The 14,270-nt window shown below is 43.2% G+C and carries 15 protein-coding genes; 9 read left to right on the forward strand and 6 right to left on the reverse strand.

The features are described 5' to 3' along the window. Nucleotides 1–76: 76 nt before the first annotated feature. Together MHH89_RS26940 and MHH89_RS26945 are read right to left on the reverse strand one after the other, a co-directional pair. On the reverse strand, nt 77–781 hold the full coding sequence (locus tag MHH89_RS26940; RefSeq protein ID WP_339171692.1) for an AIM24 family protein: 705 nt from the start codon (nt 779–781) through the stop codon (nt 77–79). A 49-nt stretch (nt 782–830) separates the two neighbouring features. After that, entirely contained in the window at nt 831–1,298 is a 468-nt protein-coding gene (locus tag MHH89_RS26945; protein ID WP_076129257.1) for a hypothetical protein, read from the reverse strand. Nucleotides 1,299–1,523: 225 nt separating this feature from the next. On the opposite strand from MHH89_RS26945, the gene MHH89_RS26950 reads away from it, so the two are divergent. From MHH89_RS26950 to modB, 5 genes are all read left to right on the forward strand, one after another. Then, nucleotides 1,524–2,210: a M50 family metallopeptidase gene (locus MHH89_RS26950; RefSeq protein WP_341088572.1), complete on the forward strand. Its 687-nt coding sequence runs from the start codon at nt 1,524–1,526 to the stop codon at nt 2,208–2,210. Nucleotides 2,211–2,400: 190 nt separating this feature from the next. Beyond that, nucleotides 2,401–3,087 (forward strand): hypothetical protein, encoded by a 687-nt coding sequence (locus MHH89_RS26955; RefSeq protein ID WP_341088573.1) that lies wholly within the window; start codon nt 2,401–2,403, stop codon nt 3,085–3,087. 199 nt (nt 3,088–3,286) lie between these two features. Further along, a complete protein-coding gene (locus MHH89_RS26960) occupies nt 3,287–4,252 on the forward strand; it encodes a helix-turn-helix transcriptional regulator (RefSeq protein ID WP_076129254.1) in 966 nt (321 codons plus the stop codon). Between the two features lie 508 nt (nt 4,253–4,760). Beyond that, a complete protein-coding gene (gene modA, locus MHH89_RS26965; protein ID WP_445739133.1) occupies nt 4,761–5,555 on the forward strand; it encodes a molybdate ABC transporter substrate-binding protein in 795 nt (264 codons plus the stop codon). 40 nt (nt 5,556–5,595) lie between these two features. Continuing rightward, nucleotides 5,596–6,252 (forward strand): molybdate ABC transporter permease subunit, encoded by a 657-nt coding sequence (gene modB / locus MHH89_RS26970; protein WP_172628881.1) that lies wholly within the window; start codon nt 5,596–5,598, stop codon nt 6,250–6,252. Between the two features lie 377 nt (nt 6,253–6,629). Here the strand turns inward: modB and MHH89_RS26975 are convergent, their stop codons facing one another. Then, the gene (locus MHH89_RS26975) at nt 6,630–7,628 is read right to left on the reverse strand and encodes a substrate-binding domain-containing protein (protein ID WP_076279905.1); all 999 of its coding nucleotides are present in this window, start codon (nt 7,626–7,628) and stop codon (nt 6,630–6,632) included. 66 nt (nt 7,629–7,694) lie between these two features. Further along, nucleotides 7,695–8,330 (reverse strand): polysaccharide deacetylase family protein, encoded by a 636-nt coding sequence (locus MHH89_RS26980; protein ID WP_341088575.1) that lies wholly within the window; start codon nt 8,328–8,330, stop codon nt 7,695–7,697. Between the two features lie 392 nt (nt 8,331–8,722). Here MHH89_RS26980 and MHH89_RS26985 point away from each other — a divergent pair, with 392 nt between their 5' ends. Further along, nucleotides 8,723–10,132, forward strand: a complete 1,410-nt coding sequence (locus tag MHH89_RS26985) for a deoxyguanosinetriphosphate triphosphohydrolase family protein (RefSeq protein ID WP_341088576.1) — start codon at nt 8,723–8,725, stop codon at nt 10,130–10,132. Between the two features lie 74 nt (nt 10,133–10,206). Here MHH89_RS26985 and MHH89_RS26990 read toward each other — a convergent pair whose 3' ends face one another. Together MHH89_RS26990 and MHH89_RS26995 are read right to left on the reverse strand one after the other, a co-directional pair. Then, on the reverse strand, nt 10,207–10,722 hold the full coding sequence (locus MHH89_RS26990) for a GrpB family protein (protein ID WP_340393411.1): 516 nt from the start codon (nt 10,720–10,722) through the stop codon (nt 10,207–10,209). A 78-nt stretch (nt 10,723–10,800) separates the two neighbouring features. Continuing rightward, the gene (locus MHH89_RS26995; RefSeq protein WP_076129248.1) at nt 10,801–11,757 is read right to left on the reverse strand and encodes a D-2-hydroxyacid dehydrogenase; all 957 of its coding nucleotides are present in this window, start codon (nt 11,755–11,757) and stop codon (nt 10,801–10,803) included. An 89-nt stretch (nt 11,758–11,846) separates the two neighbouring features. On the opposite strand from MHH89_RS26995, the gene thpR reads away from it, so the two are divergent. The 3 genes from thpR (at nt 11,847) to MHH89_RS27010 (ending at nt 14,211) form a co-directional block, all read left to right on the forward strand. Continuing rightward, entirely contained in the window at nt 11,847–12,449 is a 603-nt protein-coding gene (gene thpR / locus MHH89_RS27000) for an RNA 2',3'-cyclic phosphodiesterase (protein ID WP_076194205.1), read from the forward strand. A 77-nt stretch (nt 12,450–12,526) separates the two neighbouring features. Then, entirely contained in the window at nt 12,527–13,453 is a 927-nt protein-coding gene (locus MHH89_RS27005; RefSeq protein WP_076185046.1) for a cell wall hydrolase, read from the forward strand. Nucleotides 13,454–13,527: 74 nt separating this feature from the next. After that, nucleotides 13,528–14,211 carry a metal-dependent hydrolase gene (locus MHH89_RS27010; RefSeq protein ID WP_076218346.1) on the forward strand — a complete coding sequence of 228 codons (684 nt, stop codon included), beginning with the start codon at nt 13,528–13,530 and terminating at the stop codon, nt 14,209–14,211. The last annotated feature ends 59 nt before the right edge of the window (nt 14,212–14,270 follow it).

Raw genomic sequence — 14,270 nt, forward strand, 5'->3', positions numbered from 1 at the left:
GATAGAACCACAAAGAGCGCCTGCGTATAGGATACGCATGGCGCTCTTTGTTTTGTTGTTTTACTACTGAACACAACTATTTAATAAACACACCCCCGAAGGGAACTACCTCGCGTAGAAATCGTTTAACAATTCCATCATCGTTGTTATCTCTTTCGAATCGGCGGTTCTGACGTCCTGCCTGAAACAGCACAGGCCCGTGACCTGTCATCTTCCAGTGATAGCTCATATGCTGGCTAGCCAAATGGTTGCCGTAAACGGTGAGCTCCAGCTTGGCATTCTCAGGGTAGGCAATAATGCTGCCTGCATCGACATAAAGGGGGTTGGTCGGGTGCAGTACAGCTTCACAGACCGTACCCTCCGTCAGTATGCCAATCATGCCATTGCCCGAGAATTTCACTTTTACAATGTCCCGTGTAACGAGCACATTCTTCATGCTTAGCACTCGGGTCTCCAGTGTAATACCTATACTGTAGAAGAAGAGATGCTTAAAGTCGTACAGCAGATCGCTTTTGCCATCGAGCTGCAGGATTTTTATGCGATAGCCTGGTGGAAGGGCGGCGACGAAATGGCAAGGACCTGCCATATCGGAACGAATCAACTTTCGCTTGCGGTATATGCCCTTCACATCCATAAATCTGTCCGCTCGTCCTGAGGAAGGACCTTGATAAGCGATAATTTGTTGTGGATGGAGTACATGAACCTCTTCCTTCTCCTCAAGGGAGAAGGCTACGGCTTGTCCGCTTCCACTGTCGCTTTCATCTTGGATATCGATGTTCATAGTTCATCTCCCTCATGCTGTGACTGTGATCTTCAATGAATACATAAGACTAACGCAGACGGTCGCCTTTTCGCGAACGGTAAAGCATGCTGAAACGAATAAAACGGATCAGTATAAAATAACCTAGGATTAGTCCAATCCCTGTAAAAATAGTCACTTTGATTTTATGATAATATTCTTCGCGTGCCGTCCGGTCATTTTTTAATTCATCAACCATCTGCGTTAGTTGGCGATTCTGCTCTTGTAGGCTTTCGTTCTGTATCCGGTAAGCTTCTATCTCCTGCGTGGTATTTGCGAGCTTATCCTTTGCCTGCTGAAGCTCTTCAGCGGTTTGCTGAAAACCTTCCTTTAATTCATTCACTTCGTTTGGCAGCTCGGAGAAATTTTTAACTCCATTATAGATATCACTGAATATATTAGCTTTTGCTACAGGAGCTGGCAGGCATACAGTAAGCGTCAGCAAGAACAGGAGCGAATATAACAGCTGTAGATATGCTCGGGATTTATGTTGCTTCATCTATATAATCACCACCCAAATTAGGCTTGTAGTTCTTTTATTTTAACACAGCTTGACAGCTTCTGACAGCGTACGCCATGGGACTGGTAATGCTTATAATGAAAGTAATTTTTACCTCCTTAAGGTTTTCGTTTACTCTTTATTAAACACGATCAGTCCGTGATTATCTCGATTGAGAAGAGGTACTATTTATCGTATACTTTGGACGAAAGGGGCTGCTGTCGATTGAACAAATGGATTAAAACAATATTGCTTCTGATCGGATCTGCTTTTTTGACTAGATTGATCCCATTTTCATCTTTGTTTCGGAATTTAGACACGATGATTCATGAATTTGGTCATGCTCTGATGACCTTACTACTGTCGGGTAGTGTGCTGAGGATTGAATTATACGCAGATCATAGCGGTGTAACCTATTCAGCTATTCAAGAAGGGGGCAAGGCAATATTAGTTTCCCTCTCGGGTTATTTGCTAGCCTCCTTATTTGCACTTCTGCTCTTCTATTTATACAGTAAGGGACGCCATGATTGGGGCCTTATCTTAGCTACGGGTGTGGCGTTGATTATGCTCCTGCTATACGTGCGAGGAAGCTTTGGCATGATGTGGTTGGGCGGATTTATTGCGCTAAATATTCTAATGCTGGTGGTTTGGAAGAAGGCCAGCAAATATTATTATTTGTTATTGGCCTTTTTAACCTTGGAGGAGTCTGTAATGGGAAGTTTATTTCTGGTATACGCGGCTGCTGTATCACCGTCCCGTGCAGGAGATGCCAGCAATCTGGCAAGAATGACTCCCATACCCGCTATATTTTGGGCTACACTGTTTTTTATATTTTCTCTGTTGTGTGCCAAATGGGCACTGGGACTATTTTTCAAGCGAGAGCGAATGCAGACTAAATTAGGGAGTCGATGAGAAAAAAACATAAAATTTTCGTCATAAATAGACAAAAGGAGTTGTTTTTACAAGAGTCAGTCTACTAAGCATGTAGAATGACTCTTTTTTTGTCGATAATATAGAACCGAACATACATTCCATGACATGGAGTTGTCCGCCATTATTGGTACATTAATAGAAGACCCAAAAAAAGAAAGAGGTGGAAATAATGATAGAAAGTATTCATCCCGTATTCACATGGAGTCAAAATCGTATTTTTGCAGGCGGCAATCGTAATGTTATTTTGCTTGTCGAATGGAAAGGGAGTATACCTGCAGAGCACAGCCGACCCAGCAGTTATAAAGTGGTTGCGCGTGAAATTGAGCTGCGGGTTTGGCTTGAACCCCATGTAACTTTTAAGCGTTCGTATGGGTGTGAGTTTGAAGTCGGTGAAGGCAGATCGCTACTTCTTAAGCTTGGCAAAATAAAAACGGGGCAACGAAAGTTTATTGCTTTGGAATTCAATATCTCTACTACTATTGCAGGTAGATATGAAGCTCTTTCCTTACAGTGGAAATATAAAAAGCCAACCGTAGAGCGTGTTCAAGAGCTTCCAGTAAAGGTTCTTGAGCTAGAATACACGCATCATACTCAGGTTCTGAGTGAAACCTGCTGCTTTCACGTAGAGAAACATCTGGAATTGTTAAAAACAGCTGAAACGATTGAGGAGGCAACCACGTTGCAAAATGAAGGACAACATAGTCAAGCTCATGAAAAGCTTTGCCGTCACGCAGATAAATTACTATTACTAGCCGTGCGTTCTGGAGATCCTTTACTACTTAAAGAGGCCGAAATGTTGTATAAACAGATTGGATTCGAGTATCAGAAGCGGGGGAAAACTGCTACTGGAAATTGATATAGGACATACAACTAGAAGATGCATATTGACGAAAAAAGACCTATACATAAATTTGTTTTGTCAGCGGGTTCGGCGGAAAATAATCAGAAGAATTGTAATATAAAATGTGGTAACATAGTAAAAAAGTTCTATCACACTATTACTTTTTTTCATAAAATAATGGGTCTATTTAACCATAAATCAAGGGGAACTGAATATGACAGACCGATTAATCCGACTGATGCGCATTATTACACTTGTTCAAGCCAAGCCAGGGATATTAGCCCGTGAATTGGCGGAACGCTGCGGCAACAGCGAGAGAACGATATACCGGGATATGGACGCGCTTAGCGCCATGCATATTCCTATAACCCACCTTGGACATGGAAAAGGCTATGCTTTTATTGGCAATTTTGCACTTTATCCTTTGGATTGGTCGGAAGAAGAGGCGTCTGCGTTTTCGCAACTACGCTATATTATGGAAGATATTAAACCCGTTCTGCCTATCGATTTTGAAGGCGCTTATGAAAAAGTAGTTGCAGCTGAATACAAGCGAAAGGCGGAGCGGGAAGAAACGATAGAACGTGCAAGAAGAGAAGCAGGTACAAGCTGGTTGGAAAGAAGCGGTGCACAGATGGAGCATCAATCTTTTTTAACACCTATATTGGAGGCTTTATTAAAGCAGAGGAGTATTCAAGCGAATTATTGTGAGAATGCAGTGGAGGAGAAAGAAATAACCATCGATCCTTATTGTTTAGTCCCACTGGAAAATCGTTATCATCTCATTGGATTTTGCCATCATCAGGGTGTTATTCGTACATATCATATCAACGATTTTTCAAACGTGAAGCCACTAAACCGCTGCTTCTCAAAGGAATCATTTGATTTGCAAGCTTTTATGAAGCAAAAATGGTCACTTGACCGCGACAGTTTGCAGGTAGAGTTTAAAGTGAAATTTTCGGAGCGAATCATGGAAGGGCTTAAGAGAGAGGATCTGCCCTATAAGCCGAATAAAGTAGACCGTCAAGCTCGGTGTTGTTATTTTAAAGTCGCGTTGGAACAAGATATTGCGTTTGTCCGCTGGATTAAGAGATTCGAAGAGGATGCTGAAATCATAGAGCCGTTATATTATCGTGAAGTGCTCAGGCAGCAGTTGGAGAAATGGATATCACAATATAAATAAGATGGATTCTCACCTTCAAATGAAATATTCGTTTACATATATTGTTACAAATCAAAAATTATAGAATATTTCTCTTGTTTGGTGAGTCTTTTTATAATATCATCATACATTAAATAACATAATTATAATTTATAGGGTTATTTTTATCCTCGAATTTGACCTTTGTTCAATTTTATATAGAAGAAAAGTATTCTTAAGATTCATTTGATTCTTAAAAATGAATATATTAATCCGGGTGAGGTTTCTGGGGGAGTGGATTATCCATTATGTTGAATGTACTGGGCTTTAACGTGAAGAATTAATATCATTCGTGTTAGGTGTCTTTGCAGCCCTATTTAGGGGTGTCAGAGGCATCTTTTTTGTGTGCAAAAAGCCAAAATCATCGTTGTATATTGTCTAATTATAACAATATATAACTAAACATATCCAAACACAACTGTAGTTGTAGAAAAACGAAAAACTGTATGCTAGAATAGCATCTAAATATATACATACGAAATTGGGAGGAATGGAAATGTTTAAGAAATGGACACTCTCCGTGATGGGGATATTGGCAATCCTTCTGGTTGTGAATTTATCTGCAGGTTCAGGTGTAGAGGTGCAAGCAGCCACCAAGAAGACCGAAATTATTGTTTCCGCAGCGGCTAGTTTGCAAGACAGCCTGGATAAGATTGCTCTCCTTTATGAAAAGAAACATCCCGATATTGATTTGGTTTTTAATTATGCAGCATCCGGCACTCTGCAAAAGCAGATTGAGCAAGGGGCCCCGGCGGACCTGTTCTTCTCTGCAGGTGATAAACAGATGAATGCACTGGTGGAAGGTGGACTTATCTCCGATCATAAGGTTCTGCTTAAGAATCAATTGGTTGTAGTTGTACCCTCAGATTCAAAGGTCAAATTAACTACGATTACTCAGCTTACGGATAAAGCTTTTAAGAAGGTGGCAGTGGGACAGCCTGAATCTGTGCCGGCGGGTCAATATGCTCAGCAATCGCTGGCAGCGAAAAAGGTATGGGATCCGCTGCAAAGTAAACTCGTATTCGCCAAGGATGTACGTCAGGTTCTCTCTTATGTAGAAACAGGAAATGCCGATGCCGGTTTTGTCTATAAGACAGATGCGCTTACTTCAAAGAAAACTAAAATCGCTTTGACGGTCGGTCCACATGTACACAAAGCCATTAATTATCCGGCAGGCATCGTGAAGAGCTCGAAGAATCAAAAGGCAGCTAAGGAGTTGTATAGTTACCTTCAGAGCAAGGAAGCTAATGATATCTTTGTAAGTTATGGCTTCCTGCTTCCTTAAATAGAAATTACGAGTAGAAGCGGGTGGAATAAGGTTGGAAATAAACTGGACTGATTTCTTCGCCCCGGTATGGCTTTCCGTAAAAATATCTGTGATTACCAGCATTATTGTATTCATTTTGGCCACAGCTGCTGCGAAGGCCATGGCAGGCCGGAAGTTTCCCGGCCACAGCTTGGTAGAGACTATAATGCTGCTTCCGCTCGTTTTGCCGCCGACGGTCGTAGGATTTGTGCTTTTAGTTATTTTAGGCCGACGAAGCTGGATCGGCAGATGGTATGAACAGATGACGGAGCAGACGATCCTGTTCACATGGGGGGCAGCTGTTATCGCTGCTGTAGTTGTAGCTTTTCCACTCGTATATCGCACAGTGAAGGCGGGTTTCGAAGGGATAGAAGCAGATCTTGAAGATGCAGCGCGGGCACAAGGGGCAAGTGAACTGCAGGTACTGCGCTATGTCACGCTGCCGCTTGCGGGCCGGTCGCTGGCAGCCGGTTATGTTCTTGGCTTTGCCCGCGGTCTTGGGGAGTTTGGCGCTACCATCATGGTAGCTGGCAATATTCCGGGCCGTACGCAAACCTTACCCACAGCGATCTATGTTGCGGTAGATGGAGGCAATATGACGCTCGCGTGGATGTGGGTATGCTCAATTATTGTTATTTCAGCCGCTATGCTGATGTTTGTGAATCGGCGTTCTTAAAAAACACCAGACAGCGATTCTCCGGTTATGGGAGAGTTGCTGTCTGGTGTTTTGGGTTTGAAGCGGGCGGTTGAGCAGATGCTGAGCAAGTGGAAACCCGGCGACTTTGATGCAGCTTTTAGCGCCGCCAAATTTTGATGGAGTCTGTGAGTTAACTGCATTCTATACAGTTATTCGGTCTGCATAAGGGAACGTTCTAACTTTAATTGTATTCTATACAACTAAAACGCGAAAAATCACCTATGAGGTAGTAAATCAAAAGAAATAGGTGTACCAAATACAGTTATATCTAATTTGCTAGTTGTTCGAAGTAATATAGTTGTACGAAATACAGTTAAACGCTTCTGCAGATTGCTTCCTTCTTCTGTCTGCGACCATTAAGTCTCATAAATAATCGTCCCAGTTTCCGTGAGATCATATCCGTGAATGGATCCAAGCTCACTCTGGAAGGCTGGTGAACGCAAAATATCAATCACGGCAGCGATCCATTGCTCATGCTCCGGTTTTTTTATCATCACCAGGTCGTAGCACTCCTGAATCATAGGAATAAAATCAACGCCGTCGACAATCTTGGCGGCTTTCTCGGTGCCGATGGCTACATCAGCTTCTCTCCGGGCCACTTTACCGGCAACTGCCAAATGGCTGTTCTCCTCGTTCATATAGCCTGATAGGCTGGCTGCTGGAATGCCATGCAATCGAAGCTGTTCATCCAATAATACGCGTGCACCTGAGCCTCGTTCTCTATTGATCAGCGTGAGTCCATCCTGCTCTAAGTGAGACCATTCCTGAATACCTCTGGGATTCCCTTTTTGTACGTATAAACCAGCACTTCGGGTTAGCAGGCGAACTACAACATAAGAACATCCGACGAGTATTTTACGGATATAGGGTAGGTTGTATTCTCCAGTATCCCCGTCGAGTAAATGTGTGCTGACAATGTCCGATTCCCCTTTATACATGGCAATCAGGCTGTCTAGACTTCCGGCATAAGAACGAAGAGGACGTTCAGTAGGCAGAGCCCGTTCTAAATAGGTAGCTAGAATATCCAGTGACATATCCTGACCTGTAATCACCAAGCTGTGTCCTACAGCTTTAAGGTGAGGAGATTGTGCTGGCATTTGAGCTGGATTTGTACCGGAAAAGGCCAAGGGGATTGCTGGTGGAGTCTGGCCCATTATAGTAGTAGGGTTAGCGGTAGACACCCCACTCCGTGTATTTTGTTTGTAGGCTTCTAAATCGGATTGATCCACGCGCATTTGTTTTCCTACACGGTAGGAGGGGAGCTCCCCTTTTTTAATTAGATCATATACTTTTAATTTTGATATTTTTAATAAGCGGGCAATTTCCTCTGTCGTATAGGATGTATTATCGGACATCACAAAAGCCTCCAGAACTTCATATTAGGACAAGACTACCCTATTTTGAAGTCCTGTGCAATTAGGCTATTGTTGTTTCCCAGCCTGCTGTGTACTGGATAATTTGATCAACTCAGAGACAGTGACAAATCGAAAGCCTTTTTTTTCTAATTCGGGCAAAATAATTTTAAGCGCTTCTCTAGTTTGTGACTGCCCGTGCACATGATCATGAAACAGAACGATGTCTCCATTACGTGCATTTCGAATGACCTTGTTCGAAATACTGTATACCCCTGGGCGATTCCAGTCACGTGTATCTTGATGCCAGGACCATAATATTGGCTTCAAGCCCATATTGTTAGACAGATCTACTAAGGTCTCGTCATACATGCCGCCTGGTGGTCTGAACAGTGAACTATGTTTACCGGAGACTTTTATAATCTCTTCTTCGGTCAATTTTAGCTCCTGCTCAAATTGGGCTTCATTAATAGGTCTTTTAAAATAAACGTGATTGTAGGTATGGTTAGCTAATTCATGCCCCTCAGCAATCACTCGTTTCGCTACCTCTGGATAGGCTGCAATTCTTTTTCCTATCGCAAAAAAGGTGCATTTCGCATGGTATTGATTCAATACCTTTAAGATTTGATCGGTTTCAGTAGGGTCAGGACCGTCATCGAACGTCAATGCAATCACTTTTTGGTTAGTATGTACTTCCCAAATCATGTCTCCTCTTTTTTCGTAGTAGTCGCGGTTTTTGCTTGGACTGCCTAGAGCAGAGTTCGTGAAGCATAAAAAGAGTGTAAGGGTGATCATCATAATTTTGCTGCGAGTTTTCATCATTTCACCTGTTTTTTTTATTTTAGAGTGCTCCTTTTGGGGGTCGGTATATTCATAGTTTAAGTTTTGTATAGACAACCAGTCTTTTTTTGTGCTCTTTCTTCTTTCTACTATCCTTCATGTACAGGTTATGAGATTCCTTTTGGCTTCTGATGATTACATAGTTATCGACATGCCCGTTTATAATTAAATTAGCTTTTGTATTTTGATGTGAAAATAGTTATGAAAATGCCTTATAATGAAGTACTATATACAGACATTTGGTTAGGGGTGGGAATATGACACTTATTGAAAAAAGAGAACACCGGCAATATCCGGAGATTACCCGCCTTGAAACGTCGAGAGCTGCTTATGAGCGTGATTATTCACGCCTGATTCATTCGCCTACTTTCCGTAGGCTACAAGGTAAATCACAAGTATTCGGAGCAGGGACGGGTGATTATTACCGTACGCGTCTGACTCACTCACTTGAAGTTGCGCAGATTGCCCGTGAGGCGGCGAAAAGTCTGCTGCGATCGTATCCAGAAGTGGAAACCACTAAGGCGGAGAATCCGGGTCTTGTTATCGATCCAGAGGTAGTGGAATGCGCAGCTATCGCTCATGATTTTGGCCATCCTCCCTTTGGACATAAAGGGGAAGAAGTGCTGGATAATATTTTGGAACAGCTTATTGAAAAGAAAACTAACGAAGCTGCGCTGCAATCAGGCGCAACGGGTGTGGATCGGCTGCTGATCCATGAGCAGATGAAGCAACGTTATGAGCATTTCGAAGGCAATGCCCACAATTATCGGCTGATTATGTTTCTGGAGAAGCGTGAAAATATTGATGGCCTAAATCTGTCGGATGCTGTGCTGCTAGGCATAAATAAGTATCCTTTTCCCGGCACCTCGCTGAAGAAGGGGATGTACCTGCACGAATGGGGATATATTTCGGAGATCCGCAAAGAGTGGGGAATACCAGCAGGTAAGAAAACGTTGGAGGCTCAGCTTATGGACCTTTGTGACGATATCGCTTATTCTGCACATGATCTGGAGGATGGGATTAAAGCCGGAAAGATTGAAGTGCATGAACACTTTATGCATGATTCTTATATCCAACGGTTAATCGTGGAGAAAATCACCACGCTCGAGGATTTCTTCTGGAAGGGCTGGGAAGAGGAAGGCATTCGCGCGAAGGTCGAGGAAGTGCTCAGTTCATTTCTTCGGGTTTGGAAGGAAAAAATGCCAACCTGTGAAAACGACTATTCCCGCACTCGACGTGAAGTTAAGGCTTATTGGGTAAGTACCTTTGTCGCAAGCTTGGGAGTGATCCAAGATGGAGACTGGAAGAAGGTCACCTTTATAAAGGAAGGAAAAGAAGATGAAGATATGCTGCGGACCGTCAGTGTGTTGAAAAGCTTCGCATGGGTCACTATGATCCGTGATTTGCGTGTGCAGCGGCTGCAGAAACGTAGTGAGTGGATTTTGCGCCGACTATGGGGAGCATTTCTGGATCCACAGACCTCTAAAGCCATTATTCCATCGGATTGGCTGCAGCGCTTTGAGAAAGATCAGAAGAAGGCAAAGCCGATTTGGACTTGGGAGCATATGGTGATTGATTATATCGCAGGGATGACTGATGCTTTTGCAGAGAAAATATATAATGAGCTGTACGGACTGAAAGTCGGCTCGATTTATGATTTGGATTAGAGGCTCTTAGACAAGTAGCCCCTGCTGTTCATTTAGATCATCTAAATGAACAGCAGGGGCTATTTTTATAAGGATTATTGATTTAAATACCACTCATATGCAGTTTTTTCAAGATTAACCACAAATTCTTCTTTCCCGTCTATATAAGCTCCAATATCCTCTGGGAATTGTTTGGCAAGAGTATCTTTTAAATCTCCGTACTGTTTAACCGCCTCCGGATGTGATCGAAGGTAGTCTCTTACAGCCAGATGACGACCGATATCTATCTTATTATCCATTTGGAAGACATGAACATGATGGGTTCTGCTATTTCCGCCTTTTCTGAAATATCTTCTGCCACTGATACCGAACTCACCCATACATTCATAACCAAGTGCTGTCATTTGCTGGTTGAACTCATCTACAGCTTCGATATTTCGTACTACTGGCATTATATCTATGATTGGTTTCGCTTTGAGTCCGGGAACAGAAGTGCTGCCGATATGGTGAATATCAACGAGGGCATCAGCAAAGATATCTTTAATCTTCTGAGCTTCTTCGTTGAACATTAGACTCCATTGTTCGTTAAATTCTGTGACCGTGACCTTCATTGCACTAACCCTCTCTTTATGGATAACTTTGGATTTTCTTATTATAGAACAGATGTTCCTGTTTTGTAAAGCTTATTATTAATATTGCCGGTCATAATCAACAAGGTTTAGAGAAGGCGTGCCTGATGATAAGTAAGACTTCACATTTTCGGTAAAAATATTAACGATCCGGTCAGCATATTGATCTGTAATTCCAGCGGAGTGTGGAGTGATGATAACCTGCTCCATAGACCAAAGCGGATGATCCTGCGGAAGGGGTTCGGTCTCAAAAACATCCAACCCAGCGCCACGGAGTTGTCCGCGATTCAATGCGTCGATCAGCGCCTCTGTATCGGTAGTTGCGCCCCGGCCAATGTTAATGTAATAGGAGCCTTCTTTAAACGCGGAGAAGCTGGTGGCATTAAATAAATGCTTGGTCTCATCGGTAATAGGAAGGGTATTGATGATGAAATCGCCTTGACTTACAGCTTCGGATAAACGATCTGTTGTATAGATTTGATCAAAGTCTGCGACTGGCTTACCGGAACGGCTGACACCGATAGTCTTCATCCGGAAGGCTTTAGCAATTCTGGCGGTTTCACTGCCGATCGCTCCAGTTCCAGCTATTACGGCTGTTTTACCGAACAGCTCGCTTTCACTGCCATCAGATTTCCAAATCCGGTTCTGCTGATTGCGTACAGCTGTATGCAAATTACGGGTGAAGAGAAGTATGAACCCGAAGATTACCGCAGAAATAGGTTCGGCATGAACCCCGCTCCCACTGGTGAGCAGGATTCCTTGTTGCTTAAGACGATCGAGTGGAAGCTTCTCAATACCAGCAGACCAGGACTGAACCCAGCGAAGGGAGGACTCGGGGCGAAGGAGTGTATCCGAAATACCTTTTGCCCAGCCAATTACAATTTCTGCTTCTGCAAGCAGCTGCAAATCCGGATTTTTTGCGTCTCCTTGTGTAAATGTATAGCCTGGGGCAGCCGCTTTGATCCTTTCCTGCTGCTGAGATGTAAGTGGTTGTAGACATACTATAGACTTAGTCATGATGTGTTCCTCCTACTTTGTGGTTTAATGGATATGGATCATGTTATAGGTTAAGAATACCAAATCTATTGGAGAAGGTGAAATTGACCATGGATGCTAAAGCATCAGAGAACGAATCAGAACGGCTTTTTTTAGCTGTGAAATTACCTTCTGAGCTGCAAGAAATAGTGGCGCAGGCATGTTCAAAGCTATCTGAAAATTTTGATTTTGCTAAATGGACAAATCCGCAAGATTATCATATTACCCTGCAATTTTTAGGAGATACCCCAAAGGCCAAAATTCCAGATTTAGTGAAATCCTTGAGGAAGACTGCGGGGCAAGGCAGACCCTTCAATCTCTCTTTGGACAAATGGGACACATTTGGTCTTCCAGCTTCCCCAAGAGTCCTGTGGATAGGGGTTTCCGGCGAAATAGAGGCATTAAATCAATTAGCTGCCAGAGTGCATTCAGCGACGTTTCCACTAGGTTTTTCAGGCGAATCCAGGGCCTATAAACCGCATCTTACCGTGGCTCGAAAGTACCGGGGAAAAAATTCATATGATGATAAATTGCTGGAAAATTTACTGAAATTGGATGATGATTGGAACCTAAAAAACTATCAGAGAGACTGGACGATTGATAGTTTTGTGTTGTATGCTACCAGAATGTATGCCATTCCTATGTATGAAATTATTGAAAAGTTTACAGTTTAAAATCGATAATAAAGTTTTCAAAGCTTCCGTTTTCGGTTACATACAATAGGAATGTGCCGTGAAATAGGAGGAATATCATGTTAATTTTTAAACAAAACCGCTATATTGCGTTGCTCGTTGGCGTTATACTAGTGTGTTTCTCTGCCATAAGCTTATTGCAACCCGAACAAGTTGCGGAAGGGAAGGTGGACAGGGTGCAGATGGATAAGTTGCAATCCACTAGCCGTGCATCCGTACTTTCTCTATTGCAAGATGAATCGAAGTCTAGTATAACGAGTAGCATTACGAGGGGCATTACTGAAGTTACACAAGCCAATAAGCTTAATAACACATTCAGTCTTTTAAGTTCCGCTTGGAAACCGGCGAAGGGTGTGGAATGGCTTAGTGTAAAAAAATTAAAACAAAAAAACACAAAAAACACATCGAACGTTTCCATTATTCGGGTGAAGGCTGATGTAGTACAATCCAAGCCAGCTGCGCAAAAAGCGTCGCAATTGGCGGAAACAGCAACAAAGAGTAGTCAGGCGACAGCGAAGACAGTCTCGGCTTCTCAGAAACATCCCCTCACAACATTGTACTTCTCTCGGACAGAGCTATTAAGCCAGGAGCAGCAAAGTAAAGCAACCCGGCGCTACGCTGTATCCGAAGAAGAACTGCTTCTGCTACAAAAAATTGTAATGGCAGAGGCGGAAGGTGAACCGTACAAGGGCAAGGTGGCAGTTGCCAACGTTGTTCTGAATAGGCTGCGGTCAGCCAATTTCCCCGACACGATATATAAGGTTATTTATCAGAAGAGCCAGTTCAGCCCTGTAGCTAACGGGCGTCTTAACCGTGTGAAGCCTAACGATGATAGTATAAAAGCGGTGAATGCTGCACTCTCCGGAGTAAAGGAAGTTCCCGACAATACTTACTTTTTCTTGTCGCTAAAACTTGCACAGGATCTGACCGTACATCATACACAGACTTATGTTAAAACCATTGGCAATCATACTTTTTATAAATAAATTTGGTGGATCTGTGAACCTCAGCGCTATATAGGGTAAACTAAACTATATGAATCTGGAGGTGGAAGATAACCATGAAAATCACTTATTATGGACATTCAGCTCTGCTGGTAGAGACGGGGAACGTGAAGGTTATTATTGACCCTTTTTTGTCAGGCAATCCGAACTCCGGTATTTCACCTGCCAATATTTCAGTTGATGCCGTTCTGCTTACTCACGGCCACTCTGACCATTTTGGAGATGCTGTCGAAATTGCCAAGCAGAATGATTGTCCGATCTTTGCGGTGTTTGAGCTTGCCGAATATTGCCGGATGAAAGGTGCACAAGTAAAGCACATGAATATAGGTGGTAGTCATACCTATGCCGGGATGACTGTGAAATTTACGCAGGCATTTCATTCCTCATCCATTCAGGAGGGCGACTCTTGGATTTATGCTGGACAACCCGCGGGGATTTTGTTGACGATTGAGGGCAAGACGATTTTCCATGCGGGGGATACCGCGCTATTCAGCGATCTGCGCCTCATTGGAGAAAGGAACGCGATTGCCTTGGCAGCTCTGCCTATAGGCGATATGCTAACCATGGGACCGGATGACGCCTTGCTGGCCGCACGCTGGCTGCGGGCGGATAAGGTGATCCCGCTACATTACAATACATTTCCGGATATTGCTCAGGATGGAGCTGATTTCTGCGATCGCCTGCATCAAGAGGGAGTGGAAGGTTTCCCGCTTAAAGCTGGTGAGAGTGTAGAAATTTAAACCAATCCGATTTATATTAAAAAAAGCAGGTAGCCGGGGGAAATTCCCTGACTACCTGC

The organism is Paenibacillus sp. FSL H7-0323 (assembly GCF_038002725.1).
GTDB classification, from domain to species: Bacteria; Bacillota; Bacilli; order Paenibacillales; family Paenibacillaceae; genus Paenibacillus_AQ; species Paenibacillus_AQ odorifer.

Coding starts and splice junctions, on each gene's coding strand:
- MHH89_RS26940 (WP_339171692.1), bottom strand. CDS start 781: ATGAACATCGATATCCAAGATGAAAGCGACAGTGGAAGCGGACAAGCC.
- MHH89_RS26945 (WP_076129257.1), bottom strand. CDS start 1,298: ATGAAGCAACATAAATCCCGAGCATATCTACAGCTGTTATATTCGCTC.
- MHH89_RS26955 (WP_341088573.1), top strand. CDS start 2,401: ATGATAGAAAGTATTCATCCCGTATTCACATGGAGTCAAAATCGTATT.
- MHH89_RS26960 (WP_076129254.1), top strand. CDS start 3,287: ATGACAGACCGATTAATCCGACTGATGCGCATTATTACACTTGTTCAA.
- modA (WP_445739133.1), top strand. CDS start 4,761: ATGGAAATGTTTAAGAAATGGACACTCTCCGTGATGGGGATATTGGCA.
- MHH89_RS26975 (WP_076279905.1), bottom strand. CDS start 7,628: ATGTCCGATAATACATCCTATACGACAGAGGAAATTGCCCGCTTATTA.
- MHH89_RS26980 (WP_341088575.1), bottom strand. CDS start 8,330: ATGATTTGGGAAGTACATACTAACCAAAAAGTGATTGCATTGACGTTC.
- MHH89_RS26985 (WP_341088576.1), top strand. CDS start 8,723: ATGACACTTATTGAAAAAAGAGAACACCGGCAATATCCGGAGATTACC.
- MHH89_RS26990 (WP_340393411.1), bottom strand. CDS start 10,722: ATGAAGGTCACGGTCACAGAATTTAACGAACAATGGAGTCTAATGTTC.
- MHH89_RS26995 (WP_076129248.1), bottom strand. CDS start 11,757: ATGACTAAGTCTATAGTATGTCTACAACCACTTACATCTCAGCAGCAG.
- thpR (WP_076194205.1), top strand. CDS start 11,847: ATGGATGCTAAAGCATCAGAGAACGAATCAGAACGGCTTTTTTTAGCT.
- MHH89_RS27005 (WP_076185046.1), top strand. CDS start 12,527: ATGTTAATTTTTAAACAAAACCGCTATATTGCGTTGCTCGTTGGCGTT.
- MHH89_RS27010 (WP_076218346.1), top strand. CDS start 13,528: ATGAAAATCACTTATTATGGACATTCAGCTCTGCTGGTAGAGACGGGG.